A 24,588-nucleotide genomic window follows, 5' to 3' on the forward strand; every position below is an offset into this window, starting at 1 on the left:
CGCCGTTACGCCACGCTGGCCGCCGGCACTTCAGCACGTTTCAGCAGGGCGTAAGCCACGCCCGCCAGCAGCGTACCGGCGGCGATCGCCACCAGGTACAGCAACACCGGCGAAATTGCGCCCGGGATCAGCAGCACGAACAGCCCGCCGTGCGGTGCCATCAACTTGGCGCCGAACGCCATCGACAGCGCGCCGGTCAGCGCCCCGCCGGCAATGCAGCACGGCAGCACGCGCATCGGGTCGCGGGCGGCGAACGGAATCGCCCCTTCGGTGATGAAGCACAGCCCCAGCACCAGCGCTGCCTTGCCGCCTTCCTGTTCGGATTTCGGGAACTTGCGGCGCGCCAGCAGCGTCGCCAGCCCCATCGCCAGCGGCGGCACCATGCCCGCCGCCATGATCGCCGCCATCGGCGCATACACCGAGGAGCTGAGCAGCGCCACGCCGAAGGCGTAGGCCGCTTTGTTCACCGGGCCGCCCATGTCGGTACACATCATGCCGCCGAGGATCGCCCCCAGCAGCACGGCGTTGGCGGTGCCCAACGATTGCAGCCAATGAGTCAGGCCTTCCATGATTTTCGCCACCGGCGTGCCGACCACGTAAATCATGATAAGACCGGTGATCAGACTGGCCACCAGCGGAATGATCAAGATGGGCTTCAGCGCTTCCATACTCTGCGGCAGGCGCAGCTTGCTGCTGATCGCCTTGGCGACGTAACCCGCCAGGAAACCGGCGATGATGCCGCCGAGGAACCCGGCGCCGGTGCTCACCGCCAGCATGCCGCCGATCAGGCCCGGCGTCAGGCCAGGGCGATCCGCGATGGAGAAGGCGATGAAACCGGCCAATACCGGCACCATCAGCGCAAAGGCGGAGCCGCCGCCGATCTGCATCAGCGCCGCCGCCAACGTGCCTTTGACTTCAAACGCCTTGATGCCGAACACGAACGACAGCGCGATGCACAGGCCGCCGGCCACCACCATCGGCAGCATGTAGGACACGCCGGTCAGCAGGTGGCGATACGGGCCGTTGCCCTCTTTCTTTTTACCCGCCGGCGCCGCGCTACCGCGCTGCTGCGGCTGGAACACCTCGGCCTCGGCCAGCGCCTTGTCCAGCTCCTGGGCGGTTTTCTTCAGCGCCAGGCCGGTGGAGGTGCGGTACATCGGCTTACCGGCGAATTTATCCAGGTCCACCTCGATATCCGCCGCGACGATCACCAGATCCGCCGCCGCCACCTCTTCCGGGGTGATGGCGTTGCCGGCGCCGACGGAGCCGCGCGTTTCCACCTTCACCCACCAGCCGCGTTTCTTCGCTTCGCTTTCAATGGCTTCGGCCGCCATAAAGGTATGCGCCACGCCGGTTGGGCAAGCGGTGATCGCCACGATGCGTTTTTGCCCACCGGCTTTCACCGGCGCCGCAGCCTGCGGCGCCTGATAGGTTTCAGCTTCGGCCTTGGCGCGCGCCAGAAAAGCGTCCGGTTCACGCACCGCCTGTTCTACATCGCCCACATACACCAATTTGCCGTTCAGCCCGGCGTCAGCCGGGGCCGACTGCCCCGCCACCGCCACCAGTTCGGCGTCCTGCAGCGACTCGACCAGCGTCAGGCCGGTTTTGGCCGCGGCGGCCTCCAGCATGCGTTTCGCCAGGTGGCCACGGGCCTGCCCCAGCGAACTGTCTACCATCAGCAGCGTTTTCATTCTGCCTCCTGCTATTGATTGAAAGGTTTCAGATCGACGCGCGCCATCATCGCGGCCAACTGGGGACGATCGGTCACGCCGACGTTGCTCTGGCTGACCGCCAGCGCCGCTACCGCCGTGGCCAGACGCAAGGTGTGTTCGCTGGATTCGCGCATCAGCAGGCCGTAAATCAGGCCGCCGACCATCGAATCACCGGCGCCCACGGTGCTGACCACCTCACAGGACGGCGGTTTGGCGATCCAGGCGCCGGAGGCGTTAACCCACAGCGCGCCTTCAGCGCCGAGGGAGATCACCACGTGGGCGATGCCCTGCTCGCGCAGCGCATGCGCGGCCTCGACCACGTCCGCCAGCGCCGGCAGCGGGCGGCCGGCCCAGATCTCCAGCTCGCGGCGGTTCGGCTTCACCAGCCACGGCGAGGCCTTCAACCCGGCGACCAGCGCTTCGCGGCTGCTGTCGAAAATGATGCACGGGCATTTGGCGCGCAGCTGGGTCATCCAGTCGGTAAAGGCATCGGGATCGACGCCGGCCGGCAGGCTGCCGCTCACCGCCACCATGTCAAACTGGCCCAGCCAGCTCAGCGAGTCGCTGACGAAGCGATCCCAGTCCTGCGGCGTCACTTCAAAACCGGAGAAATTGAAATCGGTGACTTCGCCGTCTTTTTCCGTCAGCTTGACGTTGATGCGGGTGCGGCCCGGCACCACCTGGAAGCGGTTGGCGATCCCCAGATCGCTGAACAGCAGTTGGAAACCGTCCTGATTGTCTTTGCCCAGGAAGCCGCCGACGGTGACGTCGATGCCCAAATCCTTCAACACCTTGGCGACGTTGATGCCCTTACCGGCGGCGTGCAGGCCGGCGGTTTTTACCCGGTTGACTTCCCCGCGTTCGATCTGCGGGCAAAACCCCACCAGATCGTACGCCGGGTTCAGGGTGATCGTTGCTACTCTTCTGCTCATGCTGCGCCCTCGCCCAGTCCTTCATTAATCGCTTCGCCGATCGCCTTCAGCGCGGCTTCAGCATCTTCTCCATTGGCGGTAAAGCGCAGGTGATGCCCTTTTTTCACGCCCAGCGCCACCACCTTCATCAGGCTGCGCCCGTTGGCCGGCTTGCCGCTGCCGTCCAGGTTGGTGACGGTGATGTCACTGTTGAAACTTTTGATCACGTTGACCAGCGCCGTACCCGGCCGCGCGTGCAGCCCGTGCTCGTTGCGGATCACGAACTCGGCGCTCAGCACGCTGCTCTCCTCGGCCACTTCGCTGGTCAGCAGCGCCAGCACCCCGGCGGCATCCGCCTTCAGCAGGCGTTCAGCTTTGTTGGCCAGCAGCAGGTCGCTGAGGTAGTTGAGCACCGCCAGCGGCTGCGCGTCGGCGACTGACACCGTCAGCAGCAGCGCCACCGGCTCGCCGTCTTCCACGAAAGCCTGCGCCGGGCGGCTGACGGTGGCCGCGCTGGCCAGGTTGCCTTCAACGCTGTCGCTCAGCCAGATGCCCTGCCCCAGGTTCAGCGGCTTGCGGGTAATGGCATCGCTGACGAACTGCGCATTGACCGCGCAGGCCTTTTGCAGCCGGCCGGCGTTCAGCGCCTGCAGCGTCATCAGGCTGTCGGCCGCGACGTCGAGCGCAATCAGCGAAACGTCGAACTGGAATTCGGCGCTCTGCTGCTCGCCCATCAGCAGGCCGCGCAGCTCTTCCGCGGAGGTGGTTTTCGCCAGCCGCTCCGCCACGCCGTCATCGCTCAGCACGTGAGTAAGCTGGCGCAGCAGCGCCAAATGCTCGTCGGAACGGGCGGCGATGCCGATCGCCACATAGGCGGTCTGGCCTTCGCCCCAGGCGATGCCCTGCGGGAACTGGAACACCTGCACGCCGGTTTTCAGCACCAGATCGCGGGTATCGGTGGTGCCGTGCGGAATGGCGATGCCGTTGCCCAGATAGGTGGACGTCTGCAGTTCGCGCTGCAGCATGCCGTCCACGTAACCGGCGCTGACGCAGCCGGCTTCGGTCAGGGCGGCGGCCACCTGGCGGATGGCCTCCTGCTTATCGGCGGCAGCGGCGCCCAGATGAATGTCTTGCGGTGACAACTGGAACATGATTCTCCTCTCCTGCTGAATTGAATCGTTTCAGCTTCATTGAGAAAAAGGAGCGTTACCCGCTCGCCACAAGCGGCCGGATAACGCTGAAACGTTTCAAGGAGTGTGTGAGCAGCGCAAGGCGAAAGCAAGCTTTCTCCCTTTTGCCATTGCAGATTTTTGAGCTTACGCACACTTTCGCCGGCGCATTGGTCAGCGCCGGGGCAAAATGACATACTGTGCTGAAACTTTGCTGACGGAGAAAAGCATGAACGTAGTGACCGGCGTCGGGGTGATCATCGTCAACCCGCAGGGCGAGATTTTGTTGGGCAAGCGCTGCGGTTCCCATGCGCCCTTTTGGTCGATCCCCGGCGGGCATCTGGAGGCCGGTGAAACCTTCGAGCAGTGCGCCCGGCGCGAAATCGCCGAAGAGACCGGGCTGCTCATCGATCCGCCGCGCTTCGTGGGCGTCAGCAACAATCTGCAAACCTGGCGCGCCGAAGGCAAACACACGGTGTCTGTCTGCCTGCAGGTGGATCACCCCGGCGGCAGCGCCGAGTTGAAAGAACCCGAAAAGTGCGCCGAGTGGCGCTGGTGCGCGCCCGACGCCCTGCCGGAACCGCATTTCGAAGCCAGCCGCACCGCCATCCGGCTATGGCTGAGCGGCCAGCCCTATTTGCCCACGGCCTGAGCCATCGCGAACGCGTCCTGCGTTCGCTTCCCCTGCCGCTCGAACTCATCGCTATATACACCAGAATATAACGCTATTTTTTGCGATATATGCCCTTTTTTTGACTACGGATAACCCTATGGGGTTAACCCTCTTCTATATTACCCCTGCAATCGACGTGGCATTCTGACCTCCGGTCGGCGGCCTTTTGGCAAGATTTTATTTTAAATTCATAATTATAAGCGGGTTTACCATGAGCAAAAAACTGACTGGCTTTGAAAAAAAGCGCCGGTGGGGATGGCTATGGCTTTTGCTGCTGGGGATTATCCTCGGCGCGGCGCTGTTGGCCGGGACCGCCACCGTATTCCATAAAACCAGCGATACCGCCTTCTGCGTTTCCTGCCACACCATGCAACAGCCGCTGGCCGAATATCAGGGCAGCGTTCACTTCCAGAACACCAAGGGCATCCGCGCCGAGTGCGCCGACTGCCACGTGCCGCACCAGCCGATCGATTACCTGTGGACCAAAATCCGCGCGGTGAAAGACATTTACGGCGAAATGGTCGGCACCATCGATACGCCGGAAAAATACGAAGCGCACAAGCTGGCGATGGCGCAGTCGGTCTGGAAAACGCTGAAAGAGAACGACTCGGCCACCTGCCGCTCCTGCCACAGCTACGACGCCATGGACATCACCGCCCAGCGCCCTGAGGCGCGCCTGCAGCACCCGGTGGCGATCAAACAGGGCGAGACCTGCATCGATTGCCATAAGGGCGTGGCCCACATCCTGCCGGACATGAGCGGCGAAACCCAGGCCGGCGCCGCCGAGCTGGCGAAGGCCGCGGCGTTGACCGCACCGGACGCCACCACCCTCTACACCATCGCCACCGAACCGTTCTTCCTCAGCGCGGATGACAGCCATAACGCCGGCAACCTGATGCCTTCCACCGAAGTGCAGGTGGTGAAGCAGGATGGCGACAAGGTGCTGGCCACCGTGAGCGGCTGGCAGCAGGACGGGGTCAGCGAAGTGTTCTACGCCGCGCAGGGCAAACGCATCCTCAGCGTGCTGCTGGGTGAAGACGCGCGCCAACAGCTGAAGACCGCCTCCACCCAGACCGATGCGGAAACCGGCCTGGTCTGGCATCAGGTCTCTTTGCAGGTGTGGCTGCCGCGTAAACAGTTGATTGACGATCAGCAAAAAATCTGGCGCTACGCCGCGGACATGATGTCGGCCAACTGCACCGGCTGCCACGGGCTGACCGCGCTCGATCGCTTCAACGCCAACCAATGGATTGGCGTCATCAAAGGCATGGCGCCGCGCACCTCGCTGACGCAGGAACAGCTGCGCGTGCTGACGCAATACGTACAAAAACACGCCAGCGACATGCCACCTGCCGCACCGGCCAAGCTTTAAGGGAGAAGCGCAATGAGCAACCAACAACCGTTAACCATGAGCCGCCGCCGCTTCCTGACCGGAGCCGCCGCGCTGGCCGCCGCCCCGCTGCTGGCGGGCTTATGGCCCAAAGCGGCGCTGGCGCAGGCCATCAGCGAAGCGCTGCCGCAGTTCATCGCCTTGCGTCAGGCGCAAAAAGGCATTCTGACCGGCGCCCACTGGGGCGCGTTCGAGGCCATCGTGCAGGACGGCAAGATGGTCGGCGTGCAGCCGGTGCAGGACGATCCCTATCCGAATGAGCTGATCGCCATGGCGCCTTATCAGGTGCACGCCGAGAACCGCATCAAATACCCGATGGTGCGTAAAAGCTGGCTGGAGGGCGGCCCCGGCAGCCGCACCGAGCTGCGCGGCCGCGACGAGTGGGTGCGCGTCAGCTGGGACAAAGCGACCGAGCTGGTGTGCAATGAAATCACTCGCCTGCAAAAAGATCACGGGCCGCAGTCGATCTACGCCGGTTCCTACGGCTGGAAAAGCGTCGGCATGCTGCACAACAGCCGCACGCTGCTGCAACGCTTGATGAACCTGACCGGCGGTTTCCTCGGCTACGCCGGCGACTACTCCACCGGCGCGGCGCAGGTGATCATGTCGCACGTGGTCGGTTCGATGGAGGTCTACGAACAGCAGACCGCCTGGCCGAACGTAATTGAGAACAGCGAGCTGGTGATCCTGTGGGGCTGCAACCCGATGGTCACGCTGAAAAACAGCTGGAACGTGCCGGATCACGTCGGCCAGACCGGCTTCGAGGCGCTGAAGAAGAAAGGCACCCGGGTGATCAGCATCGATCCGGTGCACAGCGACAGCGCCAAGTTCGTCAATGCGCAGTGGATCGCCCCGCGCCCTTATACCGACGGCGCCATGCTGATCGGCATCGCCCACACGCTGCTGACCGAGAAGCTGCATAACCCGGACTTCCTGAAAACCTACACCGTCGGCTTCGACAAGTTCCAGGCCTACCTGCTGGGCGAGAGCGACGGCGTAGCGAAAACCGCCGAATGGGCGGCCGACATCAGCGGCGTCGATGCCGACACGCTGCGCCAACTGGCGCGCGAGATGGCGAAACACCGTACCATGATCATGGGCGGCTGGGGCATTCAGCGCCAGCACCACGGCGAACAGCAGCACTGGCTGCTGGTGACGGTGGCGGCGATGCTCGGCCAGATCGGCCTGCCGGGCGGCGGCTTCGGCTTCAGCTACCACTATTCCTCCGGCGGCAGCCCGACCGCCAAGGGCGGCATCATCGCCGGCATCTCCGCCGGCAACGCGCCGAAGAACTCGCCGGCGCCGATCCCGGTGGCGCGCATCGCCGAATGCCTGAGCAACCCGGGCAAAACCATCGACTTCAACGGCGCCAAGGTCACCTACCCCGAGGTGAAAATGGTGTATGTGGCGGGCGGCAACACCTTCCACCAGCATCAGGACACCAATAACCTGGTCAAAGCCTGGCAGCGGCCGGACACCATCGTGGTCAACGAGCCTTACTGGACCGCCACCGCCAAGCATGCCGACATCGTGCTGCCGGCCACCACCAGCTACGAGCGCAACGATCTGGAAATGGGCGGCGACTATTCGCAGCTCTACGTGTTCCCAATGCATCAATGCGTGCCGCCGCAGCACGAGTCGCGCAGCGACTTCGACATCTTCTCGGCGATGGCGGCCAGGCTGGGCGTGCAGGAGGCCTTTACCGAGGGCAAGGACGAAACCCAGTGGCTGAAAGGCATGTACGACGACATGAAAAACCAGGCGCGCGCCGCCCGGGTGGCGCTGCCGCCGTTCGACATGTTCTGGCAATCCAACAACTACGTGCGCTTCCCGGTGCCGGAGGCCAACAAGCAGTGGGTGCGCTTTGCCGATTATCGCGACAACCCGCTGCTGAACCCGCTGGGCACGCCGTCGGGCAAGATCGAGATCTACTCCGACGCCATCGCCAAAATGCATTACGAGGATTGCCCCGGCATCCCGACCTGGATGCCGCCGCACGAGTGGTATCGCGGGCCGGAAGCGGCCAAGTATCCGCTGTCGCTCAATACCGCGCACCCGACCAACCGGCTGCACTCTCAGCTCGACAACACGCCGCTGCGCGAGAAATACGCGGTAGCGGATCGTGAAGCGATCCTGATCCACCCGCAGGACGCGCAGCCGCGCGGCATCAGCGGCGGCGATCTGGTGCGGGCGTTCAACGATCGCGGCCAGATCCTGGTGGGGGCGGTGGTCAGCGAAGACGTGCGGCCAGGCGTAGTGCGCATCAGCGAAGGCGCCTGGTTCGATCCGGCCGATCCGGCGCAGCCCGGCTCGCTGTGCAAGAACGGCAACGTCAACTGCCTGACCTTCGACATCGGCTCTTCCAGCCTGGCGCAGGGCAACTGCGGGCAGATGGCGCAGCTGCAGATCGAGAAGTATCGGGGGCCGGTATTGAAAAATACCGCGCACGCGGTGCCGCAAGGCGCCTGATCCCGCGATAACCCGCGATAAACTGGGGCGCGTAACGCGCCCCTTTTTTCCTCGTCGCCGCGCGACATATCCGCTTACCCTTCGTCGCAAGGGAGCGGTTTGCGTTTCATTTCAACGGGCGTATGATGCGCGCGACCTCCCTTTTTCGACGAATTATCAACCGCCATGCCGACTTCATCCGCAGTAACGCGACGCGCGCCCGATCTCACTTCGCTGGCCTTTTTGGCGGTGGCGTTTCTGACCGGCATCGCCGGCGCGTTGCAAACCCCGACGCTGAGCCTGTTTCTGGAAACCGAGGTCAAGGTACGGCCGGCGCTGGTCGGGTTGTTCTTTACCGGCAGCGCGGTGATCGGCATTCTGGTCAGCCAGTTTCTCGCCGGCCGTTCGGATAAACAAGGCGACCGCAAATCACTGATCTTCCTCTGCTGCATGCTGGGTGCGCTGGGGTTCACGCTGTTCGCCTGGAGCCGCAACTATTACCTGCTGCTGCTCGTCGGCGTGCTGCTCACCAGCTTCGGCTCCACCGCCAATCCGCAGATGTTTGCGCTGGCGCGCGAGCATGCCGATCGCACCGGACGCGAGGCGGTGATGTTCACCTCCATCATGCGCGCCCAGGTTTCCCTTGCCTGGGTCATTGGCCCGCCGATCGCCTTCGCGCTGGCGCTGGGCTTCGGCTTTAAGGTCATGTATCTGGCGGGCGCGGCGGCCTTTGTGCTGTGCGGCCTGCTGGTGTGGAAGCGGCTGCCTTCGATGCCTAAAACCGCGGCGACGAACGCGCCCCTGGCCGCACCGCGGCAGCATCGCCGCGATTCGCTGCTGCTGTTCGTCGCCTGCACCCTGATGTGGACCGCCAACAGCATGTACCTGATCAACATGCCGCTGTATGTGGTGCACGAGCTGCGGCTGCCGGAGCGGCTGGCCGGGATATTGATGGGTGCCGCCGCCGGGCTGGAGATCCCAATCATGCTGATCGCCGGCATGGTGGCGAAACGCTGCGGCAAGCGTTGTTTGATGCGCGGGGCGGTGGTCGCCGGCGTGCTGTTCTATTGCGGCCTGCTGTTTATCACCGGCAGTTGGCCGCTGATTGCCCTGCAGCTGCTGAATGCGGCGTTTATCGGCGTGCTGGCTGGCATCGGCATGCTCTACTTTCAGGATTTGATGCCCGGTCAGGCCGGCACGGCTACCACGCTGTTCACCAACACCATTCGGGTAGGCTGGGTCATCGCCGGTGCCATCGCCGGTGCGGTGGCGGAAATCTGGAATTACCATGCGGTGTTTTACGCCGCGCTGGCGATGGCGGCAGGCGCGACGCTGTGTCTGTGGACGTTGAGGGAAGCTTAAGGCGCGGTGTCCGCTTCCAGCCTGGCGAGATAAATCAGCGCCTGATCGCGGTGATCGTGGCACATGTCGCGGCTCGGCTGCAGGCTGCCGCACACCTTCGGCCGCAGCGGCGAATGAAACAGGCCACAGCGCAGCCGTTCATCCAGATGAATGCAGCGGGTATTGGCGGGCTTGCCGTTCGGCATGCCGGGGATCGGGCTGGATATTGACGGCGCGATACAGCAGGCGCCGCAGTCGCTGCGACAGTCCATCAGCGCTACTCCTGGTGGGCTGGGGAAAAGAAGCGCGACAATAGCAGCCGCGCGCGGCGGCCGCCAGCAGAATCCCTGCGCCCCGGCGATCTTTACACTCATCGCCCTGCGCCGGCCGGCTGCATCCTATGGCGAAAAAACGCCCAACAAACCTTGATTTAAAGACAAAAACGCGTGAAACGTGCAATTACCACGCTTTACATGCGCCATGCGCCCATGTACCATTAAGCTAGTACAAAAGAACCCATCCCTCAGGAGCACGCATGTCTACGGACACCATCCAGAAGCTGGCCCGCCCTTCCGTCCTCGGCGGCGCGATGATCATTGCCGGAACCGCCGTTGGCGCCGGCATGTTTTCCATTCCGATCGTCACTTCCGGTGTCTGGTTCAGCGGCTCCGTCGCGCTGCTGGTGTATACCTGGGCCTGCATGTTACTTTCCGGCCTGATGATCCTCGAAGCCACGCTGCCCTACCCGAGCGGCGCCAGCTTCAACACCATGGTCAAGGATCTGCTGGGCAAAGGCTGGAACGCCGTGAACGGCCTGTCGGTGGCGTTCGTGCTGTACATCCTGACCTATGCCTATATCTCCGCCGGCGGCTCGATCATCGCCCACACGCTGGAGGGCATCGTCGGCGTCGGCCAGACCACCGCCGGCCTGGTGTTCGCGCTGGTCGTGGCGTTTATCGTCTGGCTCTCCACCCGCGCGGTCGACCGCCTGAGCACCATTTTGATCGGCGGTATGGTGATCACCTTCGTGATGTCGGTGGGCGACATGTTCACCCACGTGCAGCCCGCGGTGCTGTTCAACACCGGCGATGACCAGGCCAGCTATCTGCCTTACGCCCTGGCGGCGTTGCCTTACTTGCTGACCTCGTTCGGCTACCACGGCAACATTCCCGGGCTGGTGAAGTATTACCATAAGGACAGCGGCTCCGTGGTGCGCAGCCTGGTGTACGGCACCCTGCTGGCATTGGCTATCTACATCCTGTGGCAGTACGTGATCCAGGGCAATATCGCGCGCGACGCCTTTAAGCAAGTGATCGCCGAGGGCGGCAACATCGGCAGCCTGCTCAAGCAAATGGGCAACGTCTCCAGCAGCCAGACCGTCAGCCAACTGCTGAACGCCTTCTCCTATATGGCGCTGGCCAGCTCGTTCCTCGGCGTGTCGCTGGGCCTGTTCGACTACCTGGCAGACTTCTGCAAGTTCAAGGACGACGCCGTCGGACGCAGCAAGACCGCGCTGGTGACCTTTGTGCCGCCGACCCTGGCCGCGCTGCTGTTCCCGAACGGTTTCCTGTACGCCATCGGTTTCGCCGGGCTGGCGGCCACCGTCTGGGCGGTGATCGTGCCGGCGCTGATGGCGCGCGCCAGCCGCCGCCGCCACCCGCAGGCCGGTTACCGCGCACCGGGCGGCAACGGCGTGATCCTGTTCGTTATCCTGTTCGGCCTGATCAACGCCGCTGCGCATATTCTTTCGCTGTTCGGCCTGCTGCCGGTCTTCCGCTAATCCCCGAGGGGAGGGCGAGCGCCCTCCCTTTCCCGCACTGTTTTTACGCCGGGCTATTGCCTGAAATCGGCGGCGCGAGTACCTTGTCGCAACTTCTCTAATACTCTTCATTGCGGATGAATTGAAATGGCAAGAGCTAACGAAATTAAGCGCGGCATGGCGATCAGCTACAACGGCAAGCTGCTGCTGGTAAAAGATATCGACGTGCAGAGCCCAAGCGCCCGCGGCGCCAGCACCCTGTACAAAATGCGCTTCTCCGACGTGCGCACCGGCCTGAAAGTGGAAGAACGCTTCAAGGGCGACGATATCCTGGACACCATTTCCCTGTCGCGCCGCAAGGTGAACTTCTCGTATATCGACGGCGAAGAATACGTGTTCATGGATGACGAAGACTACACCCCGTACATCTTCAAGAAAGACCAGATCGAAGACGAGCTGCTGTTCATTCCGGAAGGCGGCCTGCCGGGCATGCAGGTGCTGACGCTGGACGGCCAGGTGCTGGCGCTGGAGCTGCCGCAGACCGTGGATATGGAAATCGTCGAGACCGCGCCGGGCATCAAAGGCGCTTCCGCCAGCGCCCGCAACAAACCGGCCACCATGGCGACCGGCCTGGTGATCCACGTGCCGGAATACCTCAGCGCCGGCGACAAGATTCGCATTCATATCGCCGAACGCCGCTACATGAGCCGCGCCGACTAGTCGACGCCAGCGGGGCCGGAACGCGGCCCCGTTTCATTTTCCGCTACGGCAACTCCGGGAAAAAACGCCGCTTGAGCGCCAGCTCGACGCCGCGCAGCTCCGCCAGCCCTTTCAACCGCCCGATGGCCGAATAGCCCGGATTGGTTTTCTTTTTCAAGTCGTCCAGCATCTGATGCCCATGATCGGGGCGCATCGGGATCGGCCGCCGATCGCCCGCCCGCTGCCGACGCAGCTCTTCGGTCAGGATCGCTTCGATCACCGCCACCATGTCCACATCGCCCTGCAGGTGCGCCCCTTCGTGGAAGCTTTTCGGGTTCTCCTCGCGGCAGGTGGCGCGCAGGTGGGTAAAGTGAATGCGATCGCCAAAGGTTTCAATCATCCGCACCAGATCGTTGTCGGCGCGCACGCCGTAGGAACCGGTGCATAGGGTGAAGCCGTTATAGATGCTGTCGACGGTCTGCTTCAGCCATTGCATGTCTTCAATCGTGGAGACGATGCGCGGCAGGCCGAGGATCGGCCGCGGCGGATCGTCGGGGTGCACCGCCAGCCGGATGCCGACCTCTTCCGCCACCGGCACGATGGCGCGCAGAAAGACCGCCATGTTCTCGCGCAGCCGCGCCTTGTCGATGCCGTCGTACTCCGTCAACCGGCGGCGGAACTGTTCCAGCGTGTAGCCCTCTTCCGCCCCCGGCAGCCCGGCGATGATGTTGCCGGTCAGCCGGTTTTTTTCCTCCTCGCTCATGGCGGCGAAATAGGCCGCCGCCTGACTGCGCTCTTGCGGCGTATAATCGGCCTCGGCGCCGGCGCGCTGCAGGATATGCAGCTCGAACGCGGCGAAGGCGATCTGATCGAAGCGCAGCGCTTTGGAACCGTCCGGCAGCGGATAGGCCAGATCGGTGCGCGTCCAGTCGAGGATCGGCATGAAGTTGTAGCAGACGGTGTCGATGCCGCAGGCCGCCAGGTTACGCAGCGACTGTTGATAATTGGCGATGTACCGCCGCCAGTCGCCGCTGTGGGTTTTGATCTCCTCATGCACCGGCACGCTCTCCACCACCGACCACAACAGCCCCTTTTCCGCCAACAGCGCCTGTCGCGCGCGGATCTCATCGATCGGCCAGACGTCGCCGTTCGCGATATGATGCAGCGCCGTCACCACCCCGGTCGCCCCGGCCTGACGCACGTCATCCAAAGAGACCGGATCGTTCGGGCCATACCAACGCCATGTTTGTTCCATGTTTTGTCCTTATGCCTGTCTCGCACCGCGATGCTGTTATACCAGTTTAATTTAGATGTCAGCTACCTTTAACTTACTCTTTCGCCCTGCGCTGTCAAAACCGAACCCCTCATTGGTTGATCCACTTCACGATTCTGGCTTATTTTGGACTGACCAATTCCTTTAGCTGGCCGATATCCCTACACTGGTCGCAGTTTTTTATCGCCAGCGCCACCCTGCCGATGTGGCAGAAAACTGGTCTGCTAACTTGGCGCAACTGGCCCGCCAGCTGTCTTACATGCTTTGGAGATGAGATGAAAACGATCGCCAACACCCCATTGCCGGGCGCCGTGCGGCAGCCGGGCTATGACCGCCGGGCTCTGCGCAGCCGCATCGTGCACCTTGGCTTCGGCGCGTTCCACCGCGCGCATCAGGCGCTGCTGACCGATCGGGTGCTGAACGCCCACGGCGGCGACTGGGGCATCTGCGAGATCAGCCTGTCCGGCGGCGTGCCGCTGTTTGAGGCGCTGCGGCAACAGGATCATCTGTACAGCGTGCTGGAGAAAGGCGCGGACGGCCATCAGGCCATCGTGATCGGCGCGGTACATGAGAGCCTGCACCGCAAGCTGGAAGGCATCGCCGCAGTGCTGGAGAAACTGGCCGAGCCGCAGGTGGCGATCGTCTCGATGACCATCACCGAAAAAGGCTACTGCATCGAGCCCGGCAGCGGGCGATTGGATCGGCAGCATCCGGGGATCGTCGCCGATCTGGCGACGCCGCATCAGCCGCAGACCGTGCCCGGCATTTTGGTGGAGGCGCTGCGGCTGCGGCGCGAACGCGGCCTGCCCGCCTTCTCCCTGCTCTCCTGCGACAATATTCCGCAGAACGGCCACGTGCTGCGCCGGGCGGTGCTCGATCTGGCGCAGGCGCGGGATCCGTCGCTCGCCGATTGGATCGCCACCGCCGCCACCTTCCCCTGCACCATGGTGGATCGCATCGTGCCGGCCGCCACGCCGGCCACGCTGGATGAGATTGCCGCCGCGCTGGGCGGCGTGCGCGACGAATGCGCCATCGCCTGCGAGCCCTTTATTCAATGGGTGGTGGAAGACAACTTCGCCGCCGGACGCCCGGCGTGGGAGCTGGCCGGCGCCCAGCTGGTCAGCGATGTGCTGCCGTTTGAGCACATGAAACTGCGCATGCTGAACGGCAGCCACTCGTTCCTGGCTTACCTCGGCTACCTGGGTGGCTACCGCTATATCAACGAGTGCATGGCGGATGAACACTACCGTCGCGCCGCCCTGCGGTTGATGCTGGACGAACAGGCGCCCACCCTGAGCGTTACCGGCATCAGTCTGACCGACTACGCCGCACAGCTTATCGCGCGCTTCAGCAACCCGGCGCTGCAACACCTCACCTGGCAGATCGCCATGGACGGTTCGCAGAAGCTGCCGCAGCGCATGCTGGACGCGGTGCGCTGGCATCTGCGGCACGGCGGCGACTATAGCGGGCTGGCGCTGGGCGTGGCGGGCTGGATGCGTTACGTCGGCGGCGTCGATGACGCCGGTCAGCCGATCGACATTCGCGATCCGCTGGCAGACGCGCTGCACCAGACTATTGCCGCTACGCCGGACGATCGGCGGCGCGTAACGGCGCTGCTGGCGCTGAAATCGGTGTTCGGCGAATCGCTGGCAACGCATGCGGCGTTTGCCGACGCGGTGACGCAAGCCTATTTGTCGCTGCGCGATCGCGGTGCGCGTGAAACGGTGAAGGAGTGGGTGCTGCGGTGAGGAGCCTGCAGGGCCGAGAATAACCATGCCGGCGTAACGTTACGCCGGCATGGCGGAACGACTTAACGATAAACGACCGTCATAACAGCGAGTTTCTTCTGTTGGTCTACCCACTTCATTTCGGTTGTGCCTAGATTTAGCGGAAGTTCTTTGCGTGTAGTATCAAAACCTGACAACGCTTGCTGGGCCTGATAACGCTGGCCGTTGCGGTAACATTGCGTATTCGCCTTAGAATCTGCAATATTGACCGTGCAAGGACTTTCAACGATAGAACCGACGAAGCGAATTACCCCGCCGGCCACTCCTGCATGACTCACTGCCGTCCATGAAAACAACATTCCTACGATCAAAAATAACCGAAAGGTATTCATGGCAACCTCATTTTTAGTTAAGCCAATTTAACCATAGAGGATCTTGTTAGGAATAATCGCAAGGAAAGGGACGAGATTTGATCGTTAATCGCGTCATTAACAATGTAAAAACAAGCTACTAACAAAAGTTAACCGCATCTAATACAGGGTTTTATCTAAGAATTTTCTTGTTATGAACGGTGGATTTTGTCGGTTGAAAAGCGCATGGTGACGTGCAAAATTTGCGAGATAGAGCACAAATTAAATCGCGGCGGTTTCACCGATAAGGCTGCGTAACTCATTTATTAAGCAGGTTAATTTTTGCTCCAGGAATTATTAATGACCAAAACCAATTTGATTACCGGTTTCCTCGGCAGCGGTAAAACCACCACTATCCGCCATTTGCTGGCTCATAAGCCCGAACATGAGCGCTGGGCGGTATTGGTCAATGAATTCGGCGAGATCGGCATCGACGGCGCGCTGCTGGCAGACAGCGGCGCGGTGCTCAAAGAGATCCCCGGTGGCTGCATGTGCTGCGTCAACGGCCTGCCGATGCAGGTGGGCTTGAATATGCTGTTACAGCAGGCCAAACCGGATCGGCTGCTGATCGAGCCGACCGGGCTCGGGCATCCGAAACAAATTCTGTCGCTGCTGACCCAGGAGAGCTATGCCGGCTGGATCGATCTGCAGGCCACCCTGTGCCTGCTGGATGCCCGCCAGCTCAGCCAGCCCCGCTACCGCGACAACGAAAACTTCCGCGATCAGTTGGCCGCGGCCGACGTTATTTTGGCCAGCAAAAGCGATGCCTATCAGCCGGAAGACAGGCGGGCGCTGGAAGCCTGGAGGGCGCAAGATCCGCTGCGGCGGCCCTGTTATGCCATCGCGCAAGGCGAAGCGGATGTCGCGCTGTTGTCACTTCCGCGCACGAATCGTACAGAATTGCCGGACGCGCAGCATCATCATGGTCAGGCGAAAACGCAGGGGCTGGCGGCGCTGCGGCTGCCGGAGCACGCCCGCTGGCGGCGAGCGTTAAACGAGGGGCAAGGCTTCACCAGCTGTGGCTGGATTTTTGACGGCGACACCCAATTCGACACCGTCGGCTTTATGGAATGGGTGCGACTCGCGCCGGTAGAACGCGCCAAAGGCGCGGTGCGCATCCCCGAAGGCACATTGCTGCTCAATCGTCAGGGACAGGATCTCAACATCGAAACCCGCCCGGTCGCGCCGCTCGACAGCCGAATTGAGCTTATCCACAGCGAAAATGCCGATTGGAACGCCCTGCAATCCGCCTTGTTTAAGATTCGTTTAAGTTAGACCCCGTACCGTTGCCCCCCGGTTGCCGCAGGGCGGCCGGGTTTTATTTCGTTTTCATTTTGCCAACAGGTTATGTCATGACACGCCGCAATTTACCCCTCATTCTCCTCTTCAACTTACTGGGCGTTGCGCTGTTTTTGTCCTGGTTCCTGCCGGCCAATCACGGCGGCTGGTATACCCTGGACTCGGCGATCTTTTTCTTCTTTAACCGCCATCTGGCCACCGACCCGGCGTTTTTGCACCTGGTCGCCATCACCAACAACCGCGCGTTTGACGTGATTTCGCTGCTCGCCATGGGCCTGCTGTATTTGTACTTCTACCTGAAGCAGGACGCCGCCGGCCGCCGACGCCTGGTGATCACCGGCGTGGTGATGCTGCTGACCGCCGTGGTGCTGAACCAGCTTGGCCACCTGCTGCCGGTGAAGCATCCGAGCCCCACCCTGACCTTCGACAATATCTATCGCGTCAGCGAGCTGACCGGCATCCCCACCAAGGACGCTTCCAGCGACAGCTTCCCCGGCGACCACGGCATGATGCTGATTATTTTTTCCTGCTTTATGCTGCGCTATTTCGGCCGCCGCGCCTTCGCCGTCGCCCTGCTGATTACGCTGCTCTTCTCATTGCCACGCGTGATGATTGGCGCCCACTGGTTTACCGATATTGCCGTCGGCTCGCTGTCCGTGGTGCTGGTTGGCGCCAGCTGGGTGCTGATGACGCCTTGCAGCGACTGGATCGTCGATCGGTTGAATCGCCTGTTGCCCGGCAAGCATCGCCCCGGCCAACCATAACTTGCGTCTATGACTCATGCCGGGAGGCGCTCGCCTACCGGCCTTAATCCCTTCGCTGAGCGCAAAATATCGTCACCGCCCGTTAACGCTTTTGCAACCTGATTTCACGCCAGATTCATACATCGGACAATTGGCGTTTTTTATATGAAGATTTACATTATGTTACATCACAAATTCATATAAAAAAGACGGGAAAAAGGCTCGCAATCCCCTATTTGTTCCGGTAATCTCAGATGCGTTTGTGCCTGGTTTAAGTCGAATCAGTATGGAATCCGATAAAAATGTGCGTTCTCGCACGTTTTCAACGGTAACTGGTTGTCGATGCAACAGGTGCGGACTAGGCTCGTTTCGTTTGGCATTTTTCAGGTAGCGACTTTCGTCGTTAAGGACTTCAAGGGAAAACAACAACAATGGTCAAATCTCAACCGTTTCTGAGATATTTTTTGCGGGTAGTCCCTGCAATTGCCGCTGCGGTTATGCTCTCCGCATGCAGCTCGACTCACACTTCGAACTTGAATAACGCACAAACTGAGATGCGTGCAGTTAATGACAAAGACGGTCTTTTACTGCAAGCCTCTCAGGATGAATTCGAAGCGATGGTCCGCAACGTTGACGTCAAGTCAAAGATTATGGATCAGTACGCGGACTGGAAAGGCGTTCGCTACCGTTTAGGCGGTGACAGCAAGCGCGGCATCGATTGCTCGGCGTTTGTTCAACGCACCTTCCGCGAACAGTTCGGCATGGATTTACCGCGTTCTACCTATGAACAGGAAGATCTCGGCAAGAAAATCCAGCGCACCAAGCTGCGCGTCGGCGATTTGGTGCTGTTCCGCGCCGGTTCTACCGGGCGCCATGTCGGCATCTATTTAGGCAACGATCAGTTCGTTCACGCCTCCACCAGCAGTGGGGTCATGATTTCCAAGCTGACCGATAACTATTGGAATAAACGTTATCGAGAAGCGCGCCGGGTGTTGACCAACGGTTAACGGCGCAATGCCTTGAAGATCCTGAATACCAAACGAGCGATAAGCGCCGCCTACGGGCGGCGTTTTTTTTGGTTGTCTAACAGATATCATCAAGATTGCTCCCTGCCTTATCGCCATCTTTCTCCGCTTAACGCTGCCGCACGCCATTATTTTGATAAACTGTTGGCAGGAAATCGCGCCATCGAGGAAAAACTCGCCTATTATCGTCAGATGACGGCAACGGCGCCCCGGCGTTATTTAAAACGTTTCCGCTTAAAATAGGCGCATTATATTTCTGTCGGCGACGCCGCATATTTAAACAACGCCGCCGGTTGGTACGGGATAAAAAGGCAAAAATGAAAAAAAAGCCGTTGGCACAATCCATTAAATGGCTGCGCGACACCCCTGACGCCCTGTTGCAGAGGACTCGGTTATGGGCTTGAAAAGAGCTTTTGCCCGCAGCGTGTCTCACCGACAGCGCAGCCTGGCTAAAAGCGGCGTCGCCGCCCTGGTATTTTTTACGCTCTTCACCGCGGTCACGCTTTCTTTGATTAACCACCAGCGCACGCAATATCAACATAAGGTCGAAGCGCGCACGCAAAAGTTCACGCTGGGTTATATCTCGCACCTGAAGACGGTGATGCAGCAAATGATGCCGCTGCTGGCCAAGCCTTGCCTCTCAAGCCAGTCGGACATTACCTACCAAGCGGCCTTTACCAGTGGCGTGCGCACCTTCCTGTTGGTGAAAGACGGCTACGCCTATTGCTCTTCCGCCACCGGCGACATGATGTTGCCGATGAAAAATCTCTACCAGGATATCGACTGGAATCTGCCCCTGGATCTCAAGCTGCAGCAGGGCACGCCGATCGTGCCGAACAAACCGGCGGTTGCAGTTTGGCTGCGGCATCCCGACGAAAAGGCCACCGGCATCCTCGCTACGCTGGACATCGATCTGATGCCCTATCTGCTGTTCACCTCGCACGACGAACAGGCGCCGGGCATCGCCATCGTGATGGGCAACCGCGCGCTGACCACCTTCAGCCCGAACCTGATGCCGGCCGATCAGTTGCCGAAGGGCAAGGCGGATAAACTGACGCTGCCCAATCTGCCGCTGACCATCCTGTTCTACAACGAGAAACTGACCCCCAACGACATTCGCCTGACGCTGCTGGGCAGCCTGGTGCTGTCATTGATGATCGGCGTACTCTGCTATTACATGCTGCTGCTGCGGCAAAGCCCGGAACGCGCGCTGCTGCGCGGCATCAAGCGCAACGAGTTCTTTATCGAATACCAGCCGGTGTTCCATACCGACAGCAACAGCATCGGCGGGCTGGAAGCGCTGATCCGCTGGCAGCATCCGATCGAAGGCCGCATCCCGCCCGACGTCTTTATCCCCTACGCCGAAAGCAACGGGCTGATCGTGCCGCTCACCCGCCACCTGTTCAGGCTGATCGCCGAAGATGCGCCGCAGCTCGCCAAAGCGCTGCCGCGGGGAGGCAAGGTCGGGCTCAACATCTCCCCCGCCCACCTGAGCGCGCCGTCGTTCCACCAGGACGTGTATGAACTGTTGACGCAGCTGCCGGGCGATTACTTTACGCTGGTGTTTGAAATCACCGAGCGTGGCATGGTGGAAGAAGAGAGTGCGCTGGCGGAGTTTGACTGGCTGCACAAACAGGGCATCGAGATCGCGGTGGACGATTTTGGCACCGGGCACAGCGCGTTGATCTATCTTGAGCGCTTCACCATGGATTACCTGAAGATCGATCGTGGCTTCGTCAACACCATCGGCCAGGACACGGTCACCGCGCCGGTGCTGGATGCGGTGATCTCGTTGGCGAAAAAGCTGAAAATGCTGACGGTGGCCGAGGGCGTGGAAACCGCCGAGCAGATGCAGTTCCTGCAAGAACACGGCGTTAACTTCATGCAGGGCTACTACTTCAGCAAGCCGCTGAGCATCGACAATTTCGTCGCTTACTGCAATGCTCATCAGGTCTTTGATTATCAGGCAAAAAAATAGTTAATCTTTAAGCATCTTTACCCTGCGCTCACCCGAAGAATGTTATGCTGGGCGCAGGTTGTACTTTATTCCACAGCAGGAGCTTACCGTCCGATGTCCGTGCGCATTTTCGCTGCTCTGGTGCTCTCGGCACTGAGCTTCGGTCTGCAGGCCGAAGCCCTCAACGAAAGCTACGCTTTCGCCCTTCTCGGTGAACCGAAATACGCCACCGACTTCAGCCATTTCGACTACGTCAACCCGGCGGCGCCCAAGGGCGGCGACGTGCGGCTGGCGGCCATCGGTACCTACGACAACTTCAACCGCTTCGCCACCCGCGGCGTGCCCGGTGCCCGTACCGAACAACTGTACGATACCCTGTTCGCGACGTCCGACGACGAACCCGGCAGCTTTTATCCGCTGATTGCCGAATCGGCTCGTTATCCCAGCGATCTGCGGTGGGTCGAAGTGGATATCAACGCGCGCGCCCGCTTTCAGGACGGCAGCCCGATCACCGCCGCCGACGTGGCCTTCACCTTCAATAAATTCATGACCGAAGGCGTGCCGCAGTTTCGCTCTTATTACAAAGGCGTCACGGTCAAGGCTATCTCGCGTTTGACGGTGCGTATAGAGTTTCCGCAGCCGAACAAAGAGGCGATGCTGTCGCTATTCGGCAGTCTGCCGATCCTCCCGGCTGCTTTTTGGCAAGGGTATAAGCTCAATGAGCCGCTCAACATCCCGCCGCTCGCCAGCGGCCCGTATAAAATCGGCGATTACCGCCTCGGCCAGTACATCACCTACCAGCGAGTACGCGACTACTGGGCCGCCAACCTGCCGGTGAACCGCGGCCGCTATAACTTCGACAGCATTCGCTACGATTATTACCTGGACGACAAAGTGGCGCAGGAAGCCTTCAAGGCCGGCGCTTACGATTTCCGCATCGAGCCGTCGCCCAAAAGCTGGGCCACCCAGTATCAGGGCGGCAACTTCGCGCGCAACTACATCATCAAGCAGGACGAGACCAACCAGGCGGCACAGAATACCCGCTGGCTGGCATTCAACATCCAAAAACCGCTGTTCGCCGATCGTCGGGTACGGGAAGCGATTGGCCTGGCTTTCGACTTTAACTGGATGAACAAGGCGCTGTATTACAACGCCTATCAGCGCGCCGACAGCTATTTCCAAAACACCGCCTACGCCGCCCGTAGCTACCCGGACGCCGCCGAACTGGCCTTGCTGGCACCGCTCAAAGGCCAGGTGCCGCCGGAGGTGTTCACCAGCATCTACCAGCCGCCCTCCTCCGACGGCAGCGGCAACGATCGGCAAAACCTGCTGAAAGCGACCCAACTGCTGAAAGAAGCCGGTTGGGTGGTCAAAAATCAAAAGTTGGTCAACGCCAAAACCGGCCAGCCGTTCACTTTCGAGCTGATGCTGCTGAGCGGCAGCAACTTCCAATATGTGCTGCCATTCCGCCACAACCTGCAGCGATTGGGCATCGAGATGCAAATTCGCGAAGTTGACGCCTCACAGTACACCCGCCGCCTGCGCGAACGCGATTTCGACCTGATGCCGACGGTCTATCAGGCGATGCCGTTCCCCACCGCCAACTTGCAAATCATTTGGGATTCGGAGTACGTCAACTCCAGCTACAACACCCCTGGCGTCAAAGATCCGGCGGTCGATAGCCTGGTCAGACAAATCGCCGCCCATCAGGGCGACGAAAAAGCCCTGCTGCCGCTCGGCCGCGCGCTGGACCGGGTGCTGACCTGGAACAACTACATGCTGCCGATGTGGTACTCCAACCACGATCGCTACGCCTATTGGGACAAGTTCTCCACGCCGCCGATCCGCCCGGCCTATGCGATCGGCTTCGATAACTGGTGGTACGACGTCAACAAGGCGGCGCGTTTACCGGCTCAACGGCAATAAGGAGTCGGAATGGCGGCCTATCTGATACGCAGACTGTTACTGGTGATCCCCACGCTGTGGGCGATCATCACCATCAACTTTTTTATCGTGCAAGTTGCCCCCGGCGGCCCGGTCGATCAGGCCATCGCCGCCATTGAGCTGGGGCATGGCAGCGGTTTTGGCAGCGGCGGTGTCGGCGAAGGCCTGGGCCATGTTCGAGCCGGCGTTCCCGCCGCAACCGAAGGACAATACCGCGGTTCACGCGGCCTGGATCCGGAGGTGATCGCCGAGATCACAAAACGCTACGGCTTCGACAAACCGCTGCACGAACGCTACTTCACCATGCTGTGGAACTATATGCGCTTCGACTTCGGCGACAGCCTGTTTCGCGGCGCTTCGGTGATGCAGCTGATCGGCCAGAGCCTGCCGGTCTCCATCACGCTGGGCCTTTGGAGCACGCTGATCATTTACCTGGTGTCGATCCCGCTCGGCATCCGCAAGGCCGTCCACAACGGCAGCGCGTTCGATACCTGGAGCAGCACGCTGATCATCATCGGCTACGCCATTCCGGCTTTCCTGTTCGCCATCCTGATGATTGTGCTGTTCGCCGGCGGCAGCTACCTGGACTGGTTCCCGCTGCGCGGCCTGGTGTCCAGCAACTTCGACACCCTCTCGTGGCCGGCAAAGATCGCCGACTACCTGTGGCACATCACCCTGCCGGTGCTGGCGACGGTGATCGGCGGCTTCGCCACCCTGACCATGCTGACCAAGAACTCGTTCCTCGACGAGATCCGCAAGCAGTACGTCACCACCGCCCGCGCCAAGGGGCTGGATGAGAAAAAAATCCTCTACCGCCACGTGTTCCGCAACGCCATGCTGCTGGTGATCGCCGGTTTTCCGGCCACCTTTATCAGCATGTTCTTCACCGGCTCGCTGCTGATAGAAGTCATGTTCTCGCTCAACGGCCTGGGGCTGCTGGGCTACGACGCCACGCTGCAGCGCGACTACCCGGTGATGTTCGGCACGCTGTATATCTTCACCCTGATCGGCCTGCTGTTGAATATCCTCAGCGATATCACCTACACCCTGGTCGATCCGCGCATTGACTTCGAGGCCCGCCAATGAGCCGCCTTAGCCCGATCAACCAGGCGCGCTGGGCGCGTTTTCGCCGCAACCGCCGCGGCTACTGGTCGCTGTGGATCTTCTTGGTGCTGTTCACCCTGAGCCTGGCCGCCGATCTGATCGCCAATAACAAACCGCTGTTGGTGCGTTATGAAGGCCGGTTGTACCTGCCGTTTATGATTAACTACAGCGAAACCGCCTTCGGCGGCGAGCTGAACACCGAAGCCGACTATCAGGATCCGTTCGTACAGCGGCAGATCGAACGGCACGGCTGGGCGGTTTGGGCGCCGATCCGCTTCAGCTACGACACCATCAACTTCGCCACCGAGGTGCCCTTCCCCTCGCCGCCTTCGCGCCACAACCTGCTCGGCACCGACAGCAACGGCGGCGACGTGCTCGCTCGTGTGCTGTACGGTTTTCGCATCTCGATGCTGTTCGGCCTGGCATTGACGCTGTTTTCCAGCCTGATCGGCGTGTGCGTCGGCGCGACCCAGGGGTATTACGGCGGGCGTTTCGATCTGTGGGGGCAGCGCTTTATCGAAGTGTGGTCGGGCATGCCGACGCTGTTTCTGATCATTCTGCTGTCGAGCATCGTCCAGCCCAATTTCTGGTGGCTGCTCGGCATCACCATCCTGTTCGGCTGGATGAGCCTGGTGGGGGTGGTGCGCGCCGAATTTCTGCGCACCCGCAATTTTGACTACATCCGCGCCGCGCGCGCCATGGGCGTGCCGGATCGCGTTATCATGTCCCGCCATATGCTGCCCAACGCCATGGTGGCGACGCTGACCTTCCTGCCGTTTATCCTTTGCGGCTCGATCACCACCCTGACGTCGCTCGATTTCCTCGGTTTCGGTCTGCCGATCGGTTCGCCGTCGCTCGGTGAGTTGCTGCTGCAAGGCAAAAACAATCTGCAGGCGCCGTGGCTCGGCATCACCGCCTTCCTGGTCTTGGCGGTGCTGCTTTCGTTATTAATCTTTATCGGCGAAGCGGTGCGCGACGCCTTTGACCCCAGCAAGGCGCATTGA

21 protein-coding genes are annotated in these 24,588 nt (G+C 61.1%); 15 read left to right on the forward strand and 6 right to left on the reverse strand.

Annotated features, from left to right (window positions below; genetic code table 11):
- Nucleotides 1-5: 5 nt before the first annotated feature.
- Genes fruA through fruB form a run of 3 tightly spaced genes read right to left on the reverse strand, consistent with a single transcriptional unit; the run spans nt 6 to nt 3,774 of the window.
- Entirely contained in the window at nt 6-1,691 is a 1,686-nt protein-coding gene (gene fruA, locus SSARUM2_RS16495) for a PTS fructose transporter subunit IIBC (protein WP_033635263.1), read from the reverse strand.
- Nucleotides 1,692-1,702: 11 nt separating this feature from the next.
- Nucleotides 1,703-2,644 (reverse strand): 1-phosphofructokinase, encoded by a 942-nt coding sequence (fruK, locus tag SSARUM2_RS16500; protein ID WP_004935702.1) that lies wholly within the window; start codon nt 2,642-2,644, stop codon nt 1,703-1,705.
- Nucleotides 2,641-3,774 (reverse strand): fused PTS fructose transporter subunit IIA/HPr protein, encoded by a 1,134-nt coding sequence (gene fruB, locus SSARUM2_RS16505; protein WP_033647999.1) that lies wholly within the window; start codon nt 3,772-3,774, stop codon nt 2,641-2,643. Before fruB ends, fruK begins: the two co-directional genes overlap by 4 nt.
- Nucleotides 3,775-4,021: 247 nt before the next feature.
- On the opposite strand from fruB, the gene SSARUM2_RS16510 reads away from it, so the two are divergent.
- The 4 genes from SSARUM2_RS16510 to SSARUM2_RS16525 all read left to right on the forward strand — a co-directional run bounded on the left by SSARUM2_RS16510 (nt 4,022) and on the right by SSARUM2_RS16525 (nt 9,665).
- The gene (locus SSARUM2_RS16510) at nt 4,022-4,444 is read left to right on the forward strand and encodes an NUDIX domain-containing protein (RefSeq protein WP_033635266.1); all 423 of its coding nucleotides are present in this window, start codon (nt 4,022-4,024) and stop codon (nt 4,442-4,444) included.
- Between the two features lie 232 nt (nt 4,445-4,676).
- Nucleotides 4,677-5,837, forward strand: coding sequence for a NapC/NirT family cytochrome c (locus SSARUM2_RS16515; RefSeq protein ID WP_033648001.1), 1,161 nt, complete (start codon nt 4,677-4,679; stop codon nt 5,835-5,837).
- Between the two features lie 12 nt (nt 5,838-5,849).
- The gene (gene torA, locus SSARUM2_RS16520) at nt 5,850-8,324 is read left to right on the forward strand and encodes a trimethylamine-N-oxide reductase TorA (protein WP_033648002.1); all 2,475 of its coding nucleotides are present in this window, start codon (nt 5,850-5,852) and stop codon (nt 8,322-8,324) included.
- A gap of 165 nt (nt 8,325-8,489) precedes the next feature.
- Nucleotides 8,490-9,665, forward strand: coding sequence for a sugar efflux transporter (locus SSARUM2_RS16525; RefSeq protein WP_033653799.1), 1,176 nt, complete (start codon nt 8,490-8,492; stop codon nt 9,663-9,665).
- Here SSARUM2_RS16525 and SSARUM2_RS16530 read toward each other — a convergent pair.
- On the reverse strand, nt 9,662-9,916 hold the full coding sequence (locus SSARUM2_RS16530; RefSeq protein ID WP_015378527.1) for a YkgJ family cysteine cluster protein: 255 nt from the start codon (nt 9,914-9,916) through the stop codon (nt 9,662-9,664). The genes SSARUM2_RS16525 and SSARUM2_RS16530 overlap by 4 nt on opposite strands.
- Before the next feature lie 263 nt (nt 9,917-10,179).
- Between SSARUM2_RS16530 and mtr the strand changes: the two genes are divergently transcribed.
- Together mtr and yeiP are read left to right on the forward strand one after the other, a co-directional pair.
- Nucleotides 10,180-11,424 carry a tryptophan permease gene (gene mtr, locus SSARUM2_RS16535; RefSeq protein ID WP_049234614.1) on the forward strand — a complete coding sequence of 415 codons (1,245 nt, stop codon included), beginning with the start codon at nt 10,180-10,182 and terminating at the stop codon, nt 11,422-11,424.
- 126 nt (nt 11,425-11,550) lie between these two features.
- Nucleotides 11,551-12,123, forward strand: coding sequence for an elongation factor P-like protein YeiP (gene yeiP, locus SSARUM2_RS16540; RefSeq protein WP_004935725.1), 573 nt, complete (start codon nt 11,551-11,553; stop codon nt 12,121-12,123).
- A gap of 43 nt (nt 12,124-12,166) precedes the next feature.
- Here yeiP and uxuA read toward each other — a convergent pair whose 3' ends face one another.
- Nucleotides 12,167-13,357 (reverse strand): mannonate dehydratase, encoded by a 1,191-nt coding sequence (gene uxuA, locus SSARUM2_RS16545; RefSeq protein WP_049234612.1) that lies wholly within the window; start codon nt 13,355-13,357, stop codon nt 12,167-12,169.
- Nucleotides 13,358-13,650: 293 nt separating this feature from the next.
- Between uxuA and SSARUM2_RS16550 the strand changes: the two genes are divergently transcribed.
- Nucleotides 13,651-15,123 carry a fructuronate reductase gene (locus tag SSARUM2_RS16550; protein ID WP_060438466.1) on the forward strand — a complete coding sequence of 491 codons (1,473 nt, stop codon included), beginning with the start codon at nt 13,651-13,653 and terminating at the stop codon, nt 15,121-15,123.
- Between the two features lie 62 nt (nt 15,124-15,185).
- Here SSARUM2_RS16550 and SSARUM2_RS16555 read toward each other — a convergent pair whose 3' ends face one another.
- Complete coding sequence (locus SSARUM2_RS16555) at nt 15,186-15,494, reverse strand: type 1 fimbrial protein (RefSeq protein WP_033635274.1); 309 nt, start codon at nt 15,492-15,494, stop codon at nt 15,186-15,188.
- A 318-nt stretch (nt 15,495-15,812) separates the two neighbouring features.
- Between SSARUM2_RS16555 and SSARUM2_RS16560 the strand changes: the two genes are divergently transcribed.
- From SSARUM2_RS16560 to SSARUM2_RS16595, 8 genes are all read left to right on the forward strand, one after another.
- A complete protein-coding gene (locus tag SSARUM2_RS16560) occupies nt 15,813-16,787 on the forward strand; it encodes a GTP-binding protein (protein ID WP_060438465.1) in 975 nt (324 codons plus the stop codon).
- Nucleotides 16,788-16,864: 77 nt separating this feature from the next.
- On the forward strand, nt 16,865-17,575 hold the full coding sequence (locus tag SSARUM2_RS16565) for a phosphatase PAP2 family protein (RefSeq protein ID WP_033648008.1): 711 nt from the start codon (nt 16,865-16,867) through the stop codon (nt 17,573-17,575).
- A 410-nt stretch (nt 17,576-17,985) separates the two neighbouring features.
- Nucleotides 17,986-18,561 carry a bifunctional murein DD-endopeptidase/murein LD-carboxypeptidase gene (mepS, locus tag SSARUM2_RS16570; RefSeq protein ID WP_033635277.1) on the forward strand — a complete coding sequence of 192 codons (576 nt, stop codon included), beginning with the start codon at nt 17,986-17,988 and terminating at the stop codon, nt 18,559-18,561.
- Nucleotides 18,562-18,573: 12 nt separating this feature from the next.
- Entirely contained in the window at nt 18,574-18,822 is a 249-nt protein-coding gene (locus SSARUM2_RS16575; protein WP_125460721.1) for a hypothetical protein, read from the forward strand.
- A 151-nt stretch (nt 18,823-18,973) separates the two neighbouring features.
- Nucleotides 18,974-20,557 (forward strand): cyclic di-GMP phosphodiesterase, encoded by a 1,584-nt coding sequence (locus SSARUM2_RS16580; protein WP_049234609.1) that lies wholly within the window; start codon nt 18,974-18,976, stop codon nt 20,555-20,557.
- A 93-nt stretch (nt 20,558-20,650) separates the two neighbouring features.
- Entirely contained in the window at nt 20,651-22,462 is a 1,812-nt protein-coding gene (locus SSARUM2_RS16585; protein WP_060452525.1) for an extracellular solute-binding protein, read from the forward strand.
- A gap of 9 nt (nt 22,463-22,471) precedes the next feature.
- A complete protein-coding gene (locus tag SSARUM2_RS16590; protein ID WP_041035980.1) occupies nt 22,472-23,566 on the forward strand; it encodes a microcin C ABC transporter permease YejB in 1,095 nt (364 codons plus the stop codon).
- Complete coding sequence (locus SSARUM2_RS16595; RefSeq protein ID WP_049234607.1) at nt 23,563-24,588, forward strand: microcin C ABC transporter permease; 1,026 nt, start codon at nt 23,563-23,565, stop codon at nt 24,586-24,588. Before SSARUM2_RS16590 ends, SSARUM2_RS16595 begins: the two co-directional genes overlap by 4 nt.

It is taken from the genome of Serratia sp. K-E0102, assembly GCF_029962625.1.
In the GTDB taxonomy this organism is placed as follows: Bacteria; Pseudomonadota; Gammaproteobacteria; order Enterobacterales; family Enterobacteriaceae; genus Serratia; species Serratia sarumanii.

Bases quoted from the DNA above. Each gene is read 5' to 3' on its own strand.
- fruA (WP_033635263.1), bottom strand. From the start codon at position 1,691: ATGAAAACGCTGCTGATGGTAGACAGTTCGCTGGGGCAGGCCCGTGGC.
- fruK (WP_004935702.1), bottom strand. From the start codon at position 2,644: ATGAGCAGAAGAGTAGCAACGATCACCCTGAACCCGGCGTACGATCTG.
- fruB (WP_033647999.1), bottom strand. From the start codon at position 3,774: ATGTTCCAGTTGTCACCGCAAGACATTCATCTGGGCGCCGCTGCCGCC.
- SSARUM2_RS16510 (WP_033635266.1), top strand. From the start codon at position 4,022: ATGAACGTAGTGACCGGCGTCGGGGTGATCATCGTCAACCCGCAGGGC.
- SSARUM2_RS16515 (WP_033648001.1), top strand. From the start codon at position 4,677: ATGAGCAAAAAACTGACTGGCTTTGAAAAAAAGCGCCGGTGGGGATGG.
- torA (WP_033648002.1), top strand. From the start codon at position 5,850: ATGAGCAACCAACAACCGTTAACCATGAGCCGCCGCCGCTTCCTGACC.
- SSARUM2_RS16525 (WP_033653799.1), top strand. From the start codon at position 8,490: ATGCCGACTTCATCCGCAGTAACGCGACGCGCGCCCGATCTCACTTCG.
- SSARUM2_RS16530 (WP_015378527.1), bottom strand. From the start codon at position 9,916: ATGGACTGTCGCAGCGACTGCGGCGCCTGCTGTATCGCGCCGTCAATA.
- mtr (WP_049234614.1), top strand. From the start codon at position 10,180: ATGTCTACGGACACCATCCAGAAGCTGGCCCGCCCTTCCGTCCTCGGC.
- yeiP (WP_004935725.1), top strand. From the start codon at position 11,551: ATGGCAAGAGCTAACGAAATTAAGCGCGGCATGGCGATCAGCTACAAC.
- uxuA (WP_049234612.1), bottom strand. From the start codon at position 13,357: ATGGAACAAACATGGCGTTGGTATGGCCCGAACGATCCGGTCTCTTTG.
- SSARUM2_RS16550 (WP_060438466.1), top strand. From the start codon at position 13,651: ATGAAAACGATCGCCAACACCCCATTGCCGGGCGCCGTGCGGCAGCCG.
- SSARUM2_RS16555 (WP_033635274.1), bottom strand. From the start codon at position 15,494: ATGAATACCTTTCGGTTATTTTTGATCGTAGGAATGTTGTTTTCATGG.
- SSARUM2_RS16560 (WP_060438465.1), top strand. From the start codon at position 15,813: ATGACCAAAACCAATTTGATTACCGGTTTCCTCGGCAGCGGTAAAACC.
- SSARUM2_RS16565 (WP_033648008.1), top strand. From the start codon at position 16,865: ATGACACGCCGCAATTTACCCCTCATTCTCCTCTTCAACTTACTGGGC.
- mepS (WP_033635277.1), top strand. From the start codon at position 17,986: ATGGTCAAATCTCAACCGTTTCTGAGATATTTTTTGCGGGTAGTCCCT.
- SSARUM2_RS16580 (WP_049234609.1), top strand. From the start codon at position 18,974: ATGGGCTTGAAAAGAGCTTTTGCCCGCAGCGTGTCTCACCGACAGCGC.
- SSARUM2_RS16585 (WP_060452525.1), top strand. From the start codon at position 20,651: ATGTCCGTGCGCATTTTCGCTGCTCTGGTGCTCTCGGCACTGAGCTTC.
- SSARUM2_RS16590 (WP_041035980.1), top strand. From the start codon at position 22,472: ATGGCGGCCTATCTGATACGCAGACTGTTACTGGTGATCCCCACGCTG.
- SSARUM2_RS16595 (WP_049234607.1), top strand. From the start codon at position 23,563: ATGAGCCGCCTTAGCCCGATCAACCAGGCGCGCTGGGCGCGTTTTCGC.